This is a genomic window from Vibrio sp. Vb2131 (assembly GCF_033338535.1).
GTDB lineage: Bacteria > Pseudomonadota > Gammaproteobacteria > Enterobacterales > Vibrionaceae > Vibrio > Vibrio alginolyticus.
The window spans coordinates 53,727-73,781 of sequence record NZ_JAWOSW010000010.1; the positions used below are offsets into that span (position 1 = coordinate 53,727).

Sequence of the window (20,055 nt, forward strand, 5' to 3'; positions counted from 1 at the left end):
ATTTTTATTGCCTTTGGCCGACGACATTCGGCTTAGGCTGTTGTATTGCTCACATTGATGGATGAAGTCGGGCACACTGAAACACAGGCGCCGCAGCCGTTACACTCATCAAGGTCTAAATTGGGTTGTGCTACTTTCCCCAGTTCTAATTTGAACTGAATTGCCATCGGGTCGCACATATCCCCACAACTTCGGCATTCGACATTTTGTTTTGCTAAGCAGTTATCGTTGATACTTGCTTTTGCTTGCCAAGGTTGTTCTGTTTCTGGCAAGAAAAGGGGCTCAGGACAGGCGTTTGCACATTGATAGCAAAATGTGCATTCATCGATGGAAAAATCGACCGAGGGGAATCCGCCATCACTTTTGGTTATAATCTTTGTTTCACAGGCCTCAATGCATTTACCGCAGCGAGTGCAATCGTCCGTAAACTGTTGCGGTTTAGTTAACCAAGGCAAACGTACGGCGTTGTCGGGGTGCGCTTTTCTTGCAAAGAGTCTTCTTCTGGAAAGGTCTACCACTTAGTCACCTCGAAACTTGGAACCCAAACTAAGCATAGTCCACAATTTTCATTAATAAACTGTCATTTAAACTAACGAAATTGTAGTTTTTGACATATTTGTATAAATACCTCTTAGGGGGTAAATGGTATGCAATATTGTTTTGGATCAATAAATTCCGTCGCAGGTGATCACATATTGATAAAGTTGAAAGGTAATGGGTTCATTGCACGTAAAAATAGGATTGTTAATGGGCGAGGAACTCAGATTGTTTAAAAATGTGAAAAAGTCGGTGACGCGCACGATTGCGTCCGCGATGCTTCTTATTTTGCTGCTCTCAGTCGCTACGACTGGTTTTGCGATTTTTACGTTAGCGTCCAGTTTGAACGATGCTGAAGCCGTCAATGTTGCTGGCTCGATGCGAATGCAAAGCTACCGTCTGGCGAATGATATTCAGGTTAAATCTGTTGACTATTCTTCACATATTGACGCATTTGAATATTCGATATATTCACCTTCAATGAAAGCGCTTCAGCATTGGTCTGTGCCAGAAGACATCACTCACGATTACTACCGTCTTATTATCAGATGGCATGAACTCAAGGCGGTGCTTAGAGGAGACAACCCGGCAGAATATCAACTCCTAGTAGCCGGTTTTGTTGAACAAATCGATGAGTTTGTATTTAAGCTACAAAGCTTTTCGGAGCAAAAACTGATTAACTTAGCCTGGATCGGCGGGTTAGGGTTGGGTGGCATTCTTTGTGTCAGTATGTTTGTCGTTCATTTTGTGCGCCTCGAAGTTGTTCGGCCTCTGCGTGCTTTAGTTTTTGCTAGCGAGCAAATTAAAAATCGCTCATTTAATATATCGCTCAATGTATCCAGCGATAATGAAATGGGAATACTGACTCGAACCTTTAATCGGATGGCGACAGACCTTGGTAAGTTGTACCGAGGATTAGAACAAGCGGTTGATGAGAAAACACGTAAATTGCAGCATGCCAACCAGTCTTTAGAGGTGCTGTATGACTCGTCAAAAGAACTCACGGCGTCGCGTATTAATCAAGACAATTTCCAGGCGATTTTGCAGCATATCGTCAGTCTTGAGGGCATTAAAGCGGTCAAACTTGAAATCGAGCAGTTGGGAGAACCGAGCTGGATATTGATGGAAGGAGAAGAATGCTGCCAAGATTGTGATGAAGATTGCCACGGTAAAGCCCTGATGCTAGATGGTGAGCACTTGGGCTATTTATATTGGAAAGCAGGGTTACCTTGTCCGAACGAGGCTCTTATTGACAACTTCGTGCAGATTTTATCACGCGCCGTGTATTACAATCGGGCGCAGCGCCAAGCAGAACAAATTCTGCTGATGGAAGAGCGAGCCACTATTGCTCGGGAGTTGCATGATTCATTGGCTCAAGCACTCTCTTACTTAAAAATTCAGGTCGCTTTGTTGAAGAGAAGCGTAAAGAACTTGCCTGACGAAAAGGCGATCGCGCAGGCTAATCAAGTTATTGCCGAGCTAGATACGGGCTTATCTGCCGCTTATACGCAGTTACGCGAGTTACTGACGACGTTTCGTCTTACGATTAAAGAGGGCAGTTTTGGCCAAGCATTGCAAGACATGGTTGAAACGCTCAGTGAACAAACTGCTGCAGACATTACGCTAAAAAATAGACTTTCATCAACTGAACTGGATGCACATCAACAGGTTCATTTACTACAGTTGATAAGAGAAGCGGCAATTAATGCTATCAAACATGCGCAAGCAGATAATATTCACATTCAATGTCTCGATAATGATGGAAAAGTCACAGTAACCGTTAGCGACGATGGAATAGGCTTTGAACATCAAGACGAAAAATTAAATCATTACGGTATGAGTATCATGCAAGAGCGGGCCGCTAGACTGCATGCCGATCTGCACATCGAAGCATCGATAAACAAAGGTTGTACCGTAAAATTAGAATTCCAACATAGTAAGGAAGTAAACAGTGACAGTGTGTAAAGTAATGCTGGTGGATGATCATCCACTCATGCGAAGAGGTATCCACCAGCTTTTAAGCTTTGAGCCTGAGTTTGAGGTCATTGCAGAAGCAAGTAATGGCGCGGATGCAGTAGCGAAAGCGCATGAGCTGGAACTGGATCTTGTACTTCTTGATCTTAATATGAAAGGCATGTCTGGCCTTGATACTTTGCAAGCACTGCGTGCAGATGGCTGTGAAGCCAGAATTGTCATTCTAACCGTTTCAGATAGCCCAGCAGATATCGAAGCAATAGTTCGAAGTGGTGCCGATGGCTATTTATTGAAAGACACTGAGCCCGATGAGTTGGTTGAGTTGCTAAAACAAGCGCACCAAGGGGACAAGGCATACAGCCAAGAAGTTTCTAAGTATTTGAGTGAACGTTCAGAGCAAGAGGACGTGTTTGATACACTGACCGATCGTGAATCTCAGATCTTAAGAGAGGTGGCAAGAGGTTTCCGCAACAAGCAAATTGCCGATCGTCTTTTTATCTCTGAGTCTACGGTTAAAGTACATATGAAGAGTTTACTTAAAAAGCTTCAAGTTCCTTCTCGTACTGCAGCAACCGTCCTTTATCTTGAGCGCTTTGGCGACATCAAATAACATTGTTGGATTTGAATCTGTAATAATAAATAAAATCAAACAGTTATATTTATTCTGACGAATAAAAAAACCGCCTGTTAGGCGGTTTTTTTTACTTGTCTGGGCGAATAGAGTACAAGTCACTGTTGTGCTTACCACACTCCAAATAGTACTGATAAGCCACTTTTTTGCTTTCAGCAATGACTCTCATGCAGTGCATTTTCCCCTGTTCAAAATATCGAATCTCATATTCTACACTGGTATCAAGTTGCTCAGCGGCTGCCATACTTCGCCTCCATAAACCATCCAAAAAACATCCATGCAAATTATATGCCGTTATAGGGAGCGTCGTTCGGTACGTTTTTTAGCCGATAATTGCGCTCTAACTCACTTTTTTGCGGATAGCTGTGATCAAAAAGTTAATTTCAAACTCTATATATTATTAAGGTGGCAATCAATATTTGTCACACTGGTGTAAGTTTGCCGCAATACTAAGTGATACAGGTTGAGTATAGAACTTAATCAACAGAAAAGGGAATACGAATAAGTGACTAAATTAAAGGATGTATCTAATAAGGCGCTTCGTTATGGCCTTCTATTTTGTTTCGTATTTCTGCTTGCCGGTTGTGCGAAAAAGTTTTTATACAGCAATATCGATTGGTTCGTGCTCGATTACTTAGAGGACTATGTCTCGTTGCAAGGGGAACAAGAAGTCCTGGTGGAAGAGCGCTTATTATTGTTGGCAGACTGGCACAAGAAAGAGGAGTTACCAATATATATCGAACATTTAAAAGACCTTGAGAGATTAAAAGCGAGCGATATCACCTTAAATTACTTGCAACAAAATCGAGATAGAATGCGAGCGCATTACGATAGAGTGGTCAGCAAAGCAGCACCAGATCTTTTTGCGTTAAGTTTGCAATTAACGAAAGATCAAGAACGCGAGTTTTTGAGTAATGTACAAGAACATTATCAAGAGCGAAACGCAAAATATGCCGATAAGACAGAAGACGAAGTGCGTGAAATTATTCTGGATAACACTGAAGAGTGGATGGAAGAATGGCTAGGGAATCTATCAGGAAATCAGCGTCAATTAGCTCAAACATTTTCTCAGCAAGTTATTTTAAACAGCCCTTTATGGAGAGATTATCGAGCCACGGTATATCAAGAGCTCGAATACTTGTTCGACAACAAATCTAATGTTGTGACTTATCAAGATATATTTATGCGACTCTTGTTCGAGCCAGAGAGTTATTATAGTGAGCAGCTTTCTCTGAATATTGATTCTAACTTTGCATTGGTTGATCAACTGACATTAGATGTTTCTCGTTCGATGACCGATAAGCAATGGCGTCATTTTCGTGAAAAGGTTAAAGAGTGGCGAGTACTGGCTGAGGAACTTTTAGATTAAATTCATACTTCAATGAGCGAAAGCAAAGCGCAAAAGCCTTTCTTATCAAAAAATGATTCAAAGCAAATTCTTATTGAGCTAAGAGCGTAACATAGCGTGAGGTTTGATGAGGCAACGTCAGCTTATCAATGCGTGATAAGGCCTCATCGTACAAAACAATGAGAATAAATATGAAACATTTAGTTGAAAGATTTCTTCGATACGTCACGTTTGATACCCAATCCAATCCACATGTGACGCTTTGCCCAAGTTCACCTGGCCAGCTTGTGTTTGCTGAGTTACTTAAAAAAGAGATGCTCGAACTTGGCTTAAGTGACGTGACTTTGGATAAAAATGGCTACTTGATGGCTAAACTGCCAGCCAATGTTGATTATGCGGTTCCTCCTATCGGCTTCATTGCCCATATGGATACCGCGCCGGATGCATCTGGCAAAAACGTAAAGCCGCAATTCATCGAAGATTACCAGGGTGGCGATATTGCATTAGGGTTGGGGGATGAAGTGTTATCTCCCGTGCAATACCCAGATTTACATCACCTACATGGCCACAATCTTATTACTACCGATGGCACTACATTACTTGGCGCGGATAACAAAGCCGGTATCGCAGAGATTCTTTCCGCGGTAGCTCTGCTACTGGAAAACCCAGACATTCCACACGGCGACATTTGTATCGGCTTTACTCCGGATGAAGAAATCGGTCGTGGTGCAGATTTGTTTGATGTTAAAAAATTTGGCGCGAAATGGGCATACACTATAGATGGTGGTCCGCAAGGTGAATTGGAATACGAAAACTTTAATGCAGCAAACGCTGATGTAATTTTTCATGGTGTTAGCGTTCATCCAGGTACTGCAAAAGGCAAAATGGTCAATGCGATGAGCTTGGCTGCGAAATTTCAAGTTCAAATGCCCCAAGATCAAACTCCGGAAACAACCGAAGGTTACGAAGGGTTCTTCCATCTAAAATCGGCAGAAATGGGCGTTGCACGAAGCGAGCTAGGTTACATTATTAGAGACTTTGACCGTCAAAGACTTGAGGATCGAAAAGCCTTTATGCAGAAACTCGTCGATGAAATGAACACGGGTTTACGCCATGGTTCTGTAGAGCTAAAAATAAAAGACAGCTATTACAATATGAGAGAAATGGTTGAGCCTTACCCTCATATCATTGAGCTGGCAAAGCAAGCGATGGAAGCGTGTGATGTGGAACCGATTATAAAACCTATTCGTGGTGGTACAGATGGCGCTCGTTTATCTTTTATGGGTTTGCCGTGCCCGAATATCTTCACCGGTGGTTTTAACTTCCACGGAATTCATGAGTTTATTTCTGTTGAAATGATGGAAAAATCAGTACTCGTTATTGTCAAAATTGCTGAGCTCACAGCGAAAAAACACAGTTAAAAGACCACGTCGAGACCTCTTGCAGATTTAATAACAAAATAGCCCAGATCTTCCTGGGCTATTTAAATATTAAGATGGAATACTAGCGCACGTCTTTGTCTTCAATTTCAATGTCTTCTAGTGGTAACCAGTCGACTTTCACACCCGCTTGATCGAACATATCTTGACTGACTTGGATTTTATCTCCCCAGCGAGATAAAAAGTCTTCAGACTGCTCAGGGCAGTGTACGTGTGAGATCCCTGTTTGAATGATCTTTGCCGCGCAGTTAGGGCAAGGAAAATGCGTTACCCAAATATCACATCCGTCTAAGTCACGTTTTGAGAACAAAATTGCGTTCTCTTCCGCGTGCAGTGTTTTAAGGTATTTCAACTCGCGCTCATCGGTGTCGACACTGTCAGAAACACCATGCGGATAGCCATTAAATCCAACAGATACAATGCGATTCTGTTTAGTAATAACGGCACCGACTTGTGTTGATGGGTCCTTACTCCAAGACGCCACTAGTTCTGCCATCTGGTAAAAGCGTTTCGCCCATTTAGAAATCATAGTCATCCTCTCTGTCGAAGGCGTTGAATTAATTGAATGATAACCCATTTATATTAAAAAAATAGTCAAAATCGGGGTCTTGAGTATGAAGGCGTCACTTTTTACCTTTTTAGCCACAAAACGTTCTTATCTTGAGCACTGAATCTCACTTTACGCCCGAATACAATACTCCCGTTAGTGTTTCCAAGCACACGCTAAAATTCGCGATCTCCTAAGGCGTATATTAAATAGTTATGATTGAGTTGTATGTATATTGCTCATTGAATACCACTGTTAACTAAATTACTTTATTTTCCTTTTGTTTCTCATGTTTACATTTAGAAACACCTTGGGCGCTTTTCAGTGAAGTTTTCAGTGGCAGCAAGGAGTAAGGTTGATAGGAATTCAACAATATCCTGTTCTATAAAGACGGTAAATACATGCAAAAGAAACCACTTGTCGCACTAATGGCGGCTACAGCAATCCTCGCTGGATGCGAGGAAGCTAATAATGCCCAAACGAAAGGTCAAGCGCCTCTCGTAGTGACTCAGGATGTCACGGTTATCGACTACCAACCGAGCAAGTCTTATATCGGTCGCATTGAAGCAGTAGAAGATACCAATATTACCGCGCAGATTTCTGGCTACTTAAAAGCTCGTCACTTTGAAGAGGGGCAAATGGTAGAAAAAGGGCAGCTCCTTTACTCTATCGAGCCATCTTCTTTTGAAGCCCAAGTCGCGAGTGCTAAAGCCGCACTTGCACAAGCTAAAGCGGCGCTAAAAAAAGCCGAATTAGATCATACTCGAGGTAAAAACTTGTTGCCTCGCGGTAGTATCTCTCAATCTGAGTTTGATGCTTTAACTGCGGCACTTCTTGGTGCGAGAGCAGAGCTAGAAGCGGCAAATGCTCAACTTAAACTTGCTGAAGTTAACCTTTCCTATACTCAAATCCGAGCACCTTTTAGCGGACGTATTAGTGATACCAAAGTGAGTACGGGTGATCTGGTTTCTCCGTCATCTGGCGTGCTGACAACTCTGGTGAGTTTAGATCCCGTTCATACCTCATTTAGTGTGAGTGAGCGTGAGCGTTTAGCTATGGGTATGGATCAAGTAAAAGGTGATGGCTCGGCTGAATCAAACCGCGTTGAAGTTCAGCTTGAACTGGAAAATGGACAGTTTTTTGAGCATCTTGGTAAGCTTGATTTCTTAGGTAATCGTATTGACACCAAAACGGGTACGATTGCTATGCGCGCGCTAGTGCCAAACCCAGAGCAGAAGTTACTTCCGGGTCAACACATCAAAGTGAACTTGAGAGATAAGAACACGAAAGACGTTATTGTTATCCCACGACGTGCCGTACAGACTGACTTAGAAGGTGACTTTGTGATGGTGATGGCTGAGGGAAGTGTGGCAGAGCGTCGTAACGTCGAGCTTGGCCCTCAGGTTGAACAAGGCATTATCATTCGAGAAGGGCTCGATCAGGAAGATACGGTTATTACACAAGGCCTACAACGTGTGCGTAATGGTGTAGAAGTGCGCCTTCAAGCACCTGCTGAAGATAAGCAGTAGGGGGCACTATGTTAAGTCGTTTCTTTATTCAGAGACCTAAATTCGCGCTGGTTATTTCGATCATATTAACGCTAGCCGGCGCGATCTCACTGGCGATTTTGCCAGTGGCTGAGTATCCACAGATAAGCCCGCCATCAGTCAGCGTTTCGGCTTACTACACTGGCGCGAGTGCGGAAGTTGTCGAGCAGGCCATTGCGGACCCCATAGAGACCTCAGTCAACGGCGTTGAGGATATGATATACATGTCTTCAAAGAGCGCGAACGATGGCTCTTACAGCCTAAACGTCACGTTCGATGTTGGCACCGATCCAGATATGGCGCAAGTTAACGTGCAAAACCGCGTGTCACAGATTGAGTCAAAACTGCCTCAAGAAGTTCGCATGGTTGGTGTGACGGTGAAAAAGCGTTCACCTGACTTGCTGATGGTGCTTAACTTCTATTCACCTGATGGCAAATACGATGATCAGTTCTTGATTAACTACATTAACTTGAATGTAAAAGATCAGTTGGCTCGTGCGAAAGGTATCAGTGAAGTTAACGTGATTGGTGGTGGCGAATACGCAATGCGTGTTTGGTTAGATCCTGAAAAAATGGCCAACCTTAAGCTAACCACGTCAGACGTATACGCCGCTTTGGCTGAACAGAACGTTCAAGTTGCGGCAGGGCGTGTAGGTGCAGCACCATACAACAATCCGCAAGAAGTTCAGTTTAACCTTGTGACCAAAGGTCGCTTGGAAAGCGTGAGTGAGTTTGAGAACGTAGTCCTTCGAGCTAATCCCAATGGCTCTACGGTTTATCTGAAAGATGTTGCTCGCGTTGAACTAGGCAAAAAGTTCTACGATGGTAACGGTAAGTTCCGTGGCCAGGACGCGTCAATCGTTGCGTTGTCTCTTCAATCGGATGCGAATGCGTTAGAAAGTGGTCAGGCCGTCATGGAGCTCCTTGAAGGCTTGAGCAAAAACTTCCCAGAGGGAATGGAATACGAGACCAGCTACGATACAACCGTGTTCGTATCTGAATCGATCAAAGGGGTAGTAAAAACACTGATTGAAGCGATTCTATTGGTGATTGCTGTAACTTACTTGTTCTTGGGTAGTGCGCGTGCAACGTTGATTCCTGTTGTCGCGATCCCCGTTTCTCTGATTGGTACGTTTGCCATCATGCAGGCAACGGGCTTCACCATTAATACGGTTACTTTGTTTGGCTTGATCCTTGCGATTGGTATCGTGGTGGACGATGCGATTCTGGTTATCGAAAACGTCGATACTACCATGGCGAAAGACCCAAGCATTTCACCGCGTAAAGCGACGTTGCTAGCGATGAAAGAAGTAACGGGACCAATCATCACGTCGACCTTGGTTCTACTTGCGGTATTCATACCCGTCGCCATGCTGCCAGGTATCACCGGTATCATGTATCGCCAGTTCGCTTTGACCATCTGTATTTCGGTTGTGATTTCATCCATCAATGCATTGACGCTGTCTCCAGCACTTTGTTCTCTGGTATTGAAGCAGGGTGGGGGCAATACCGCTAACTGGTTCCAGGCTTTCAACAGAGGCTTAGAGCGCATCACTACGCGTTATGGCCAGATCGCTGGTTTCTTGGTGAAGAAGTCTTTACTGCTCGTGACGTTCTTTATAGTTGCTATCGCAGCGGTCACTTTCTTTGCGAAAACCACCTCTACAGCGTTTGTTCCTCAAGAAGATAAAGGCATTTTGCTGGTTAACGTACAGCTACCAGATTCAGCCTCTTTATCACGTACTGAAGAAGTCACCAATGATTTAATGAAAATGATCGGTGAAGAGCCTGGTGTGGATGGTGTGACGGTTGCGAACGGTTACTCGTTTATGACAGGCGCAGCAGCATCAAACGGTGCTTCTGTATTTATCAAATTGCATGACTGGGATACTCGTAACTCGCTGCAAGGAGAGCACTCTGCTAATGCTATCGCGGCACGTATTAACGGTCGAGCGGCGACAGAGCTACCTCAAGCGGTTGTTTTTGCGATGGGACCACCGGCGGTTCCTGGTATGGGCGCTGCGTCTGGTTTTGAGTTTGTGCTTGAAGACACGCTAGGGCGAAGTCGTACCGATTTGTCGATGGTCATGGGAGAAATGATCCAAGCGGCTAACCAAGCGCCTGAAATTGCCTACACGTTTAGCACGTTCCGCGCGAATGTTCCGCACTACTACGTTGATATCGATCGTGAGAAAGCGCAGCAATTAGGTATTTCGCTGTCGTCTATTTTCCAAACCTTGCAAGGCAACTTAGGTTCGCTTTATGTGAATGACTTCACCATGTTTGGTAAGAACTTCCGCGTAACCATGCAAGCTGATAGCCAGCACCGTAGCAGCATGGAAGATCTAGAGCGTTTCCATGTTCGTTCTTCGAACGGTGATATGGTTCCGTTAAGTACGCTAGTGAGCTACGAGCAAGTGTTTGAGCCTGATGTGGCATGGCGTTACAACATGTACCGCAGTGCTATCATTCAAGGCCAACCAGCTCCGGGTTACTCTAGTGGTGATGCGATTGCCGCAATGGAACGCGTTGCTGCTGAAGTTCTTCCGCAAGGGTACACGTATGAATGGACAGGTATGGCTTATCAGGAAGTGCTCGCGGGTAACCAAGCCATTTATGCGTTTGCGCTGGCTTTGATCTTCATTTACTTGTTTATGGTGGCTCAGTATGAAAGTTGGAGTATTCCACTGGCTATTATTTTGGTGGTCCCAGTAGCCACGTTAGGTTCCTTCCTTGCGTTAAATCTAACTGGCACGCCGCTTAACTTGTATGCCCAAATTGGTCTTGTCTTGCTCATAGCCTTGGCGGCGAAAAACGCAATTTTGATTGTGGAGTTCGCCAAGCAAGAGCGTGAAGAAAAAGATGCTGATATCGATAGTGCAGCGGTTAAAGGAGGCACGTTACGTTTCCGCGCTGTGAATATGACATCTTGGTCATTTATCCTGGGTATCTTCCCGCTTATCTTTGCCGCTGGCGCGGGGCACGTGAGTCAAAACTCACTCGGCGTGTCGCTGATTGGTGGTCTATTGTGTGTGCTTCTAGCAGGTACATTCTTGATCCCAGGCTTCTACGCTCTGGTGCAAAGACAGCGTGAGAAAGTTCATGGCGGCAACACCAAGCTGGTTCCTCTTGATGATGAATAATCACATCCGAAGTGCGCAGTAAGCACGAAGTGACAATTGAAAAAAAGCCCGAAGCACTGATTGCTTCGGGCTTTCTATTTTGAAAAGGGTTATTTTAGCGCAGTTTTGAATTGTGCAACGGCTTCATCCATATCATGAGCTTGAGCAGAGACAGAGTTCACTTCATGCAAGCATTCCTGAGCGGATTGCATGTTATTCTCAGATATGGCGTTTAGCTCGGTGATTGAACCGCTAACTTGGTTCATCACGATACCTTGTTCTTCAATTGCTGAAGCTATGCGCTCCGAATTACCTTGAATTGAATGCATGTCAGTAATGATCTGTTGCAGGCTAGAATCCAGTTTTTCAGAAGCATTAAGTGTTTGTTGCCCTTGATCGTTACATTGATCAATATCAGCAACAACTGTAGACATTTGAGTTTGAATATCTGCAACGACCCGCGTGATTTCCTCAGTGGATTGATGAGTTCGGCTAGCTAGGGCGCGTACTTCATCGGCAACAACTGCAAACCCGCGGCCTTGTTCGCCTGCTCGCGCGGCTTCAATTGCTGCGTTGAGAGCTAGTAGGTTGGTTTGCTCTGCAATCTCTTGGATGATGTTCACGGCACCACCAATTTTATCTACATGCTGATTCAGCGAGCCAATCGACTGCTGGCTGTTTGATAAAATCGTGGTTAGTTGACCGATGTTGGTTACCGTCGCCTCAACAACTCCTCGACCTTGTTCGGCATTATTCGCTGCCTGATGTACGCCTTCTACCGCAACTGATGTGCTCTCAGAGATTTCACCTATTGTGGCAACCATTTGCTGAACTGCCGTCGCCATTGATGCTGTGTGGTCAGTTTGAGTGTGGAATTGCTCCATAACGCCTTCTAACTCACGATGCATATTATCGGTACTTGCAGTGAGTTGCGCCGATTTTTCTTGGGTACTACTAATTAGATGCTCAAGCTTATCCAATAGGTCATTGAGGTGATGACTGATATCAAATAGCTCGTCTTGACCTTTCAAATCAGATCGAAGTCCCATGTTGTTCGTTTCGCTGATACTTCGAATGGTGCCAAGTAAGCTATTCACTCGCGTATTGATTGAACGTGAAATTTGCCAAATCAATGCGAAAATAACGACTAAGATCAGAGCTGTAATGACCTGCTTGATGGTCGACATTTGTTCATCACGTTGTGCGGCAGCAGAGCTAAGGGCTGTGGAAAAGGTTTCAAATTGCTCTTCTACGGCATGGGATAATGCGCGAGTTTCACCGAGTAGGCCTTTGTCATAAGCAACCCCAACAACTTGCTTTTGGGCCGCCAATTGCTTACCTGTTTTGATAAGCTCCGGAGCATATTGCCCCTCAAGCAAGTCACTATTGAATAGTCCTGCTTTTACCGCAGAGTCAAAACGGACTAATGCCAATAACTGCTGGTGGTCTGAACGTTGTTTAGCTTCTAATAGTGCTTGTTCGTAACCGGCGAGAAGCCCACTCTTTGAATCAAGCCCGTATCGTTGGTAAGCGCTGACCAGATTCTGAAAGCCCCTTTGGTATGCGAGCAAGTCTTGCTTAAATTGTTGACTGGAAGGTAATTCATTACTCTTGAGTATGTTCGCAAGCTCTTTTTCTGTGTCTATAAACTTGTCAACATTGGCGTCAAACTTATTTAGATATTTGTCATTACTACGCAGTAGGAAATCTTTTTCATTTCTGCGTAAGTTGAGTAAGCGTATTTCTAGATCACCAACGAGTTTGATGGCGTGATTAAGATCATTGCTCTTATTTTCAAAATGGGATGACGTACCCAAAAGGGCCACGATGCCTAAAATGGCGATAACTCCGAGGAAGTAGAGTTTTTGCCTAATAGTCATATTGTTGTTTCCTGAATAAGTAACTAAAAAGAGAAATCCAATGAGATTTCCAAGGGCTAGCAAACGTTGTTCAACTAACATGTCGAGAAAACGACATTCACTAATACAGCACTTTTTTACGTTGCTGTTTTTTCGCTCCGTGCTTGTTTTTTGTATCAAGTCGTCGGCGTTGAGAAGCGCGGGTTGGTTTCGTTTTAATACGCTTCTTCTCCTGTAAAGCGGCAGCTTTTATCAATGCTTGAAGCCGATTTAGGGCGTCTTCCTTATTTTGTTCTTGTGTCCGAAATTGTTGCGCTTTGATGATGATCACGCCATCTTTACTTATACGACTATCAGAAAGTGCAAGTAATCGCTCTTTGTAAAAGTCAGGTAAGCTGGAATGCCGGATATCAAAGCGCAGGTGTATAGCGGACGCTACCTTGTTAACGTTCTGGCCACCATTTCCTTGAGCTCTAATTGGGGATAATTGAATTTCCCACTCTTGAATTGTGACGGAGTTCGAAATTTTGAGCATGATAAGTAAATGCCGGTAAGGACGATTGAAAGAGCTGATAAATTAACATTACAGATGCACAAATAGAAGAAAAGACATGAGCACGATTGATTTTAGACCCTATGAGGGATTCATATTTGATATGGATGGTACTCTAATCGATACCATGCCAGCCCACTTGGCAGCTTGGCAAGCAACTGCTGAGCGTTTTGATTTTCCGTTTTGCCAGGAATGGTTTCACAGTTTGGGAGGGATGCCGAGCTTTAAAATTGTTGAGGAACTAAATCGTGTGCATGAGCTTTTATTAGATCCTAAAACTGTCGCGACATTTAAAATGGAAACATTCGCTGCTATGGAGCTTCATGGTGACGTTATTCCTTGCACGAACATCGTGTTAGAGGAATATTTAGGCCATAAGAAAATTGCAGTCGGTACTGGCAGCCAACGAGAAAGTGCCATGCGCTTATTAAGTCATGCAGGTTTATTAGACAAGTTGGATGTTGTAGTAACCGCAAGTGATGTAGAGAACCATAAACCCTTTCCAGATACCTTTTTGATGGCCGCGAAACAACTCGACTTGGAGGCGTCACAGTGTCTTGTGTTCGAGGATACTGAGCTGGGGAAGCGAGCGGCGCATGCAGCTGGTATGGATTGCGTTATGGTGCAAGATAATGAGTTGATCTTTTTCCCAAAACCATAGTGGCAATATCCCTTAATATGAGATCAAAATGGGGTGCAAATGCACCCCATTAATTTTTACCACATCATCGATCATGAATCATAGATGCTTATTCTGGTTGAACTAGCTCTTGGTATTCAAATGAAGGTACCACAACTTCTACGCGACGGTTTTTCTCACGACCTTCGCGAGTGCTGTTGTCAGCAACTGGGTTTTCTTCACCCATACCTTTAACTGTCAAACGATCTGAACCAATGCCAGCTGCGGTTAGGTAATCAGCAACAGATTGAGCACGACGCTCAGACAGTTTTTGGTTGTATGCCGCAGGGCCTGAGCTATCTGTGTAACCAGTAATCTCTACTTGAGCTTGAGGATATTCGTTCAAGAATGAAACAAAGTTGTCCAGACGTTCAGAAACGGACTCTGTTAACTTAGCACTATCGAATTCAAACGTACCTGTACCGTACTCTTCTTTGTGCACCTTGCTCATCATCACTGGTTCTGGATCTGGCTCGATCACTTCTTCCGTTACAACTGCTGCAACAACTGGAGCTGCTGCGAATTTGTAGTTAACACCGATACCAAAGAAGTTAGCATCCATGTCGTCCCACACGTCGTCAGCCATGTCTTGGTAGCGTTGGTATTCAGCGCGAACACTCCAGTTTCTATCGATCGAGTATTCAGCCCCCAAAGAACCTGTTGGGACAAAGTCTGTTTCGTCATCAGACATCATGTAAGCACCACCGATCTTAGCAAACAGATTCCAAGAGTCGTTTAAGTGCCAGTTGAATTTAGGTGCAAGTGTTAAAGCCGTTAGATTGCCGTCAATCGTATTAACCGTGTTAGCCCCTGACATCGAGTTAGCTTTGTAGTCGCCTAAGAAGTCTACGCCGTACTCTAGCCCAATGATATCGGTAAAGTCATAACCGATATGTAGTCCTGCACCGAACGCTTCATCATCACAAGGGCTATTTAGATAGCAAGCGTCGTCAAGTGTAGTCATGCCCACTTTGCCCCCGATGTACATTTCAGCTTGAGCAGAGTTTAAAAGCGCGCTACTACCAGCTACCACTGCTGCTACTGCAATTGCTACTTTGTTCATAATGTTTCCTTGTATTGATTGCATATTAACTTCTACTTCGTTTTATCAAAAAATTAGAAAAAACCAGCGTTTATAAGAAATTAGTTTAATATTCTAATCATTTCATATCAAGCAACAATATATTTGAACTTGATCAACATTTACTACCCAAAAATACCTCACAAACTTCTGATATTTCTTACATTGTAGTAAAGATTTTTTGGTGCATAAGAAAATTGATGATTATTTTGAACTTTTTTTCGTAAACTTTACTTTACATTGTGCGCGGTGGTTAACAGGTGGTTTTTATTTGCATTTATTTGCAAAAACTGATTGCAAGTCTACGCCTAAGCCGATAAGTTACTTAAACGCTAGACAGAAAATGACCACAGCCCTTGATGCTGCTCGCTTTGTGAACAATGTTGCAATGAGTTCAGTTGGTAAAAATGGGGTCGGAAATAAAACCAGGAAGTAGAAGTAATGTTTCAAACTGATGATGTAAGAATAAATAGAGTAAAAGAGTTATTGCCACCTGTTGCAGTATTAGAGAAGTTCCCAGCGACTGAAACCGCTTCTTCGACCACTTTTGATTGCCGTAACGCCATTCACAATATTCTTGAAGGAAAAGACGATCGATTACTCGTGATCGTTGGCCCGTGTTCTATTCACGATCCGGCTGCCGCGGTTGAGTACGGCAAAAAGCTAAAAGTACTACGTGATGAACTGGGCGAGCAGCTTGAGGTTGTTATGCGAGTTTATTTTGAAAAGCCGCGTACGACCGTTGGTTGGAAAGGCCTTATCAATGACCCTTACTTAAATGACACCTATAAGCTAAATGATGGTCTACGTATCGGACGTAAACTTCTTCTTGATCTAACCGATATGGGCTTGCCAACGGCAAGTGAATTCTTAGATATGATCACACCTCAGTACGTGGCGGATTTGATCAGTTGGGGCGCTATCGGTGCTCGTACGACAGAATCTCAGGTTCACCGCGAGCTAGCTTCTGGTCTTTCTTGTCCTGTAGGTTTCAAAAACGGTACAGACGGGAATATTAAAATAGCGAGCGACGCGATTCGTTCTGCAAGCGCTTCCCATCACTTCCTTTCAGTAACAAAATACGGTCATTCCGCGATCGTAGAAACCGCTGGTAATCCAGACTGCCATATTATTCTACGTGGCGGTAAAGAACCAAACTACAGTGCAGCACATGTAGCTCAAATTAAAGATGAGCTGGACACCGCAGGTCTGCCGAAAAAAGTGATGATTGATTTTAGCCATGCTAACAGCTCGAAGCAGTTCAAGCGTCAAATGCTGGTGTCTGATGATGTATCCGAGCAAATCTCTGCTGGCGAAGAAGCCATTTTTGGTGTGATGATCGAGTCTCATTTAGTTGAAGGTCGCCAAGACTTAGTGGATGGCAAAGCAGCCACTTATGGTCAGTCGATTACTGATGCATGTATTGGTTGGGAAGATACGGAAACGGTACTTCGTCAGCTTTCTGATGCAGTAAAAGCGCGCCGCAACAAGTAAGCTCAACAGAAAAACTTTTTAAAAGCGAAAAGTGAATAGTGAAGAGCCAGAGGTACTATGCCTCTGGCTCTTTTTGTTGAGAATTACTCTCATATCTTTCTATTGTTTCTGCTTTCCTATATGTTATCTGTATACGTTGTAACCAAAAGGAATTTGGAATTGAATCGTAATGTATGGCTTCTATCCCTCTGCCAAGCCTTATTAATGACAGGGAATATTTTACTCATATCTGTTATTGCCCTTATTGGCAAAACACTTGCGCCGTCATCAAGTTTTATCACATTACCAGTTGCACTGCAGTTTTTGGGACTGATGGCCGCGACAATTCCTGCGTCGCTAATTATGGGCAAGTTAGGGCGTCGCCTTGGTTTTAGCCTTGGTAATGTCATTGGCATTTTGGGTGCTAGTCTAGCGACGTATGCATTAAGTCAACAAAACTTCTATCTGTTCTGCATGTCTACGTTTTTGCTTGGTGTTGGTATAGGTTTCGGTACTCTATACAGGTTTGCTGCCATTGAAGTGTGTGAAGAGTCGGCAAGGCATAGGGCGATTTCGATATCTATGGCGGGTGGGGTGTTAGCGGCGATCCTTGGGCCTAATCTGGCCGTGTACTCGCAGCAGTGGTCAGATGATGGCTTATACATTAGTGCATTTGCTGTGCTTGTCGTGCTTTATATAACCGCGTTGGTTGTGCTACAAACCATTCGTTTTCCACCTGCACACACGCAGGCGCTACACGCTAAGGCGGATAAGCTGAGACTGATTATTCGTCGACCTAATTTCATGCTGGCAGTTATCGCGGCAATGGTTGCGTACGCGGTGATGAACATTTTAATGACAGCAACTCCTTTAGCGATGATTGGTTGTGGCTTTGATTTTGATAAAGCGGCGGGAGTGATCGAATGGCACGTGTTGGGTATGTTTGCACCTGCGTTTGTCACGGGCCGTCTGATAGAGCGGTTTGGCGCTAAGAATATGATTTTAGCGGGTGGATTGCTATTTGTTGCTTGTATTGGAATTAACATACATGGAGTGTCTATCTGGCATTTTAGCCTTGCTTTAATCCTGTTAGGAATAGGGTGGAACTTTATGTTTATCGCAGCAACCGGGCTGTTTAGTCAAAGCTATGAAGCGAAAAACAGAAGCAAGGTTCAAGCGTTTAATGAATTCTTCGTGTTCAGTTGTGTCACCATCACCGCATTACTATCTGGTTGGCTTGAGTCTACCGTAGGTTGGCAGAATCTTAATTTGTATGTTCTTCCATTTGTGTTACTCGTTATCGCGATGTTTGCGTTAAAAACGAATAAAAAGCCAGAATCACAAACCGCTTAATTAAGGCTTAATATATAACCCGGCCGATCGTGTCGGGTTTGTTTATTAGCTCAAATCAACAATCTCTTCTTTATCTTTTTATCGATAATGTGAATTCCCACAATAAAAATGTCGATTTGATAAGACTTTTTATCTAACTTTTTGTAATAAAAATAAAAATCCTGTATATATCTTGCCGAAAATCAATAAAAACTAAAGAAGTTTCGTCTATGTCAGCCAATATTTCTCATAAAGCTCAAGAAACTCTCGTGAGGGAGTCTGAGGAACTCGTCTCAACAACGAACTTACAAGGTGTTATTACATATTGTAATGAAGCCTTTTGCCGCGTTGCTGAATACACTCACGAAGAACTTGTCGGTCAGAACCACAATATAGTTCGTCATAATGATATGCCTAAAGCCGCTTTCGGTGACATGTGGGCACGCCTTAAACAAGGTAAAGCCTGGCGTGGAATGGTTAAGAATGCCACTAAGTCTGGCGGTTACTATTGGGTTGATGCTTATGTCACCCCTATCTACGAAGACAACCATGTTGTTGGGTATCAATCAGTGCGCGTGAAACCAAAGCGAGAGTGGGTTGATATTGCGACAAAAGCCTACAAAAGCATGCGTGCTGCAGAGAAGTCTGGCCGAACTTGGTCGTTGAAAATCAATGAAACCATTCGCTATGCGATTCTACTTGGTGCACTAACCGCACCTGCAACCGCATATGCGTTGTCTGTTGAAGGGCCGTTGGCTTGGCTTGCAAGTGCGTTACCTGCAAGTGTTCTAGCTCTGTTATTCCGCCAAGAGTTAATTGATACACCTCAGCAACTTAAAAAGTTACAAAAGCAATATGACAGCGTAAGTCGCTTGATCTATTCCGGTAACACGGCATTTTCGATTGCCGATTTCCATATCAAAATGCTATCCGCAAGAATTCGAACCGTGTTAGGAAGAATGACTGACTCCGCATTGCCTTTGCAGCATTGCGCCGAAGAGCTCAGTCAAACAACAGCAGAAGTCTCGGCTGCATTAAATCAGCAAAATACCGATATTCATCGTGTGCGAGATGCTACCCAAGAGGTGGAGTTGTCGGCAAATTCGGTTTCTTCGAGTACCAATGATGCCCATATGTTGATTGATGATACATTGAAGTCATGCTTGATGGCGAAGGAGACCATCGATCAAACGCACACCAATCTAGCGAAGTTAAGCCTTCAAGCTGAAAAAGCGACGGAAACGACGTATCAACTGAGTGATCAGGCGCAGAAGGTGAACCATTTGATGGAAGAGATTGGTGGGATCGCAGAGCAAACCAATTTACTGGCACTCAACGCGGCGATTGAAGCGGCAAGAGCAGGGGAGCAAGGTCGTGGTTTTGCTGTTGTAGCTGATGAGGTCCGCGCGCTTTCTGGGCGAACATCCAATGCAACTGAACAAATCCAAGCCTCTATCTCCACTATGTTGGCAACGATTCAAAGTTGGCAGAAAGATATTCTGGCAAACAAAGAGCAAACCGATGCCTGTTCTCAAGTAGCAGAACAAAGCGCGTTGCGTTTGTCTGAAGTTGAACAGATGATGCAAACCATGAGTGGGCTGATGGTTGATGTAGCAGAAGCGGCGAATAACCAGTTAAAGCTATCTAGTGATGTAAACCAGCACATTCATTCTATTGCTTCGACCGCAGAACAAAACTTGGCAGCAACACATTCAGTTGAGCAAAATAGCCGACAGTTGAAAGACCAAGTACAAGATTTCTATCAGCTCGCACTTCGATTTGAAGACAAATAGTCGTAACGAAAGTTGTGATGTTTATGTCCTGGCTGCGTTTATGCGAATAGGAGCCAGATAAAAGAAAGCCCCGCCATTGCTGGTGGGGCTTTTCAGTTTTCACATTCGCAATAGAGAAAACTGACTATCTTTTTACTGCA

Annotated in this window: 16 protein-coding genes; 10 read left to right on the forward strand and 6 right to left on the reverse strand. The window is 43.8% G+C overall.

Annotation, left to right across the window (positions count from 1 at the left end):
- Nucleotides 1-32: 32 nt before the first annotated feature.
- Nucleotides 33-518 (reverse strand): ferredoxin-type protein NapF, encoded by a 486-nt coding sequence (gene napF / locus R7E38_RS12465; protein WP_005373529.1) that lies wholly within the window; start codon nt 516-518, stop codon nt 33-35.
- A 247-nt stretch (nt 519-765) separates the two neighbouring features.
- Here napF and narQ point away from each other — a divergent pair, with 247 nt between their 5' ends.
- Nucleotides 766-2,502 (forward strand): nitrate/nitrite two-component system sensor histidine kinase NarQ, encoded by a 1,737-nt coding sequence (narQ, locus tag R7E38_RS12470; protein WP_053307260.1) that lies wholly within the window; start codon nt 766-768, stop codon nt 2,500-2,502.
- A 4-nt stretch (nt 2,503-2,506) separates the two neighbouring features.
- A complete protein-coding gene (locus tag R7E38_RS12475) occupies nt 2,507-3,121 on the forward strand; it encodes a response regulator (protein WP_031777156.1) in 615 nt (204 codons plus the stop codon).
- Between the two features lie 91 nt (nt 3,122-3,212).
- On the opposite strand, the gene R7E38_RS12480 is transcribed toward R7E38_RS12475, so the two are convergent.
- Nucleotides 3,213-3,386, reverse strand: coding sequence for a hypothetical protein (locus R7E38_RS12480; RefSeq protein WP_005373524.1), 174 nt, complete (start codon nt 3,384-3,386; stop codon nt 3,213-3,215).
- Between the two features lie 261 nt (nt 3,387-3,647).
- Between R7E38_RS12480 and R7E38_RS12485 the strand changes: the two genes are divergently transcribed.
- Both R7E38_RS12485 and pepT read left to right on the forward strand, forming a co-directional pair.
- Nucleotides 3,648-4,511: a DUF6279 family lipoprotein gene (locus R7E38_RS12485; protein WP_017819892.1), complete on the forward strand. Its 864-nt coding sequence runs from the start codon at nt 3,648-3,650 to the stop codon at nt 4,509-4,511.
- Nucleotides 4,512-4,681: 170 nt separating this feature from the next.
- Nucleotides 4,682-5,911, forward strand: coding sequence for a peptidase T (gene pepT / locus R7E38_RS12490; RefSeq protein ID WP_054577770.1), 1,230 nt, complete (start codon nt 4,682-4,684; stop codon nt 5,909-5,911).
- 82 nt (nt 5,912-5,993) lie between these two features.
- On the opposite strand, the gene R7E38_RS12495 is transcribed toward pepT, so the two are convergent.
- Nucleotides 5,994-6,458, reverse strand: a complete 465-nt coding sequence (locus tag R7E38_RS12495; RefSeq protein WP_005373515.1) for a dCMP deaminase family protein — start codon at nt 6,456-6,458, stop codon at nt 5,994-5,996.
- Nucleotides 6,459-6,877: 419 nt separating this feature from the next.
- Here R7E38_RS12495 and vmeY point away from each other — a divergent pair, with 419 nt between their 5' ends.
- Both vmeY and vmeZ read left to right on the forward strand, forming a co-directional pair.
- The gene (gene vmeY / locus R7E38_RS12500; RefSeq protein WP_054577771.1) at nt 6,878-8,005 is read left to right on the forward strand and encodes a multidrug efflux RND transporter periplasmic adaptor subunit VmeY; all 1,128 of its coding nucleotides are present in this window, start codon (nt 6,878-6,880) and stop codon (nt 8,003-8,005) included.
- A gap of 8 nt (nt 8,006-8,013) precedes the next feature.
- Entirely contained in the window at nt 8,014-11,166 is a 3,153-nt protein-coding gene (gene vmeZ, locus R7E38_RS12505; RefSeq protein ID WP_005373507.1) for a multidrug efflux RND transporter permease subunit VmeZ, read from the forward strand.
- 89 nt (nt 11,167-11,255) lie between these two features.
- Here vmeZ and R7E38_RS12510 read toward each other — a convergent pair whose 3' ends face one another.
- Both R7E38_RS12510 and arfB read right to left on the reverse strand, forming a co-directional pair.
- A complete protein-coding gene (locus R7E38_RS12510; protein WP_025767924.1) occupies nt 11,256-13,025 on the reverse strand; it encodes a methyl-accepting chemotaxis protein in 1,770 nt (589 codons plus the stop codon).
- Nucleotides 13,026-13,125: 100 nt separating this feature from the next.
- A complete protein-coding gene (arfB, locus tag R7E38_RS12515) occupies nt 13,126-13,539 on the reverse strand; it encodes an alternative ribosome rescue aminoacyl-tRNA hydrolase ArfB (RefSeq protein ID WP_017635196.1) in 414 nt (137 codons plus the stop codon).
- 76 nt (nt 13,540-13,615) lie between these two features.
- Here arfB and R7E38_RS12520 point away from each other — a divergent pair, with 76 nt between their 5' ends.
- Nucleotides 13,616-14,218 carry a beta-phosphoglucomutase family hydrolase gene (locus R7E38_RS12520; RefSeq protein WP_054574702.1) on the forward strand — a complete coding sequence of 201 codons (603 nt, stop codon included), beginning with the start codon at nt 13,616-13,618 and terminating at the stop codon, nt 14,216-14,218.
- Between the two features lie 88 nt (nt 14,219-14,306).
- Here R7E38_RS12520 and R7E38_RS12525 read toward each other — a convergent pair whose 3' ends face one another.
- Nucleotides 14,307-15,299, reverse strand: coding sequence for an OmpA family protein (locus R7E38_RS12525; protein ID WP_054577773.1), 993 nt, complete (start codon nt 15,297-15,299; stop codon nt 14,307-14,309).
- Nucleotides 15,300-15,758: 459 nt separating this feature from the next.
- On the opposite strand from R7E38_RS12525, the gene aroG reads away from it, so the two are divergent.
- From aroG to R7E38_RS12540, 3 genes are all read left to right on the forward strand, one after another.
- Nucleotides 15,759-16,811 carry a 3-deoxy-7-phosphoheptulonate synthase AroG gene (aroG, locus tag R7E38_RS12530; RefSeq protein ID WP_017635200.1) on the forward strand — a complete coding sequence of 351 codons (1,053 nt, stop codon included), beginning with the start codon at nt 15,759-15,761 and terminating at the stop codon, nt 16,809-16,811.
- A 159-nt stretch (nt 16,812-16,970) separates the two neighbouring features.
- Nucleotides 16,971-18,143 (forward strand): MFS transporter, encoded by a 1,173-nt coding sequence (locus R7E38_RS12535; RefSeq protein WP_226083285.1) that lies wholly within the window; start codon nt 16,971-16,973, stop codon nt 18,141-18,143.
- Nucleotides 18,144-18,352: 209 nt separating this feature from the next.
- On the forward strand, nt 18,353-19,915 hold the full coding sequence (locus R7E38_RS12540; protein ID WP_213871419.1) for a methyl-accepting chemotaxis protein: 1,563 nt from the start codon (nt 18,353-18,355) through the stop codon (nt 19,913-19,915).
- Nucleotides 19,916-20,055: the final 140 nt, after the last annotated feature.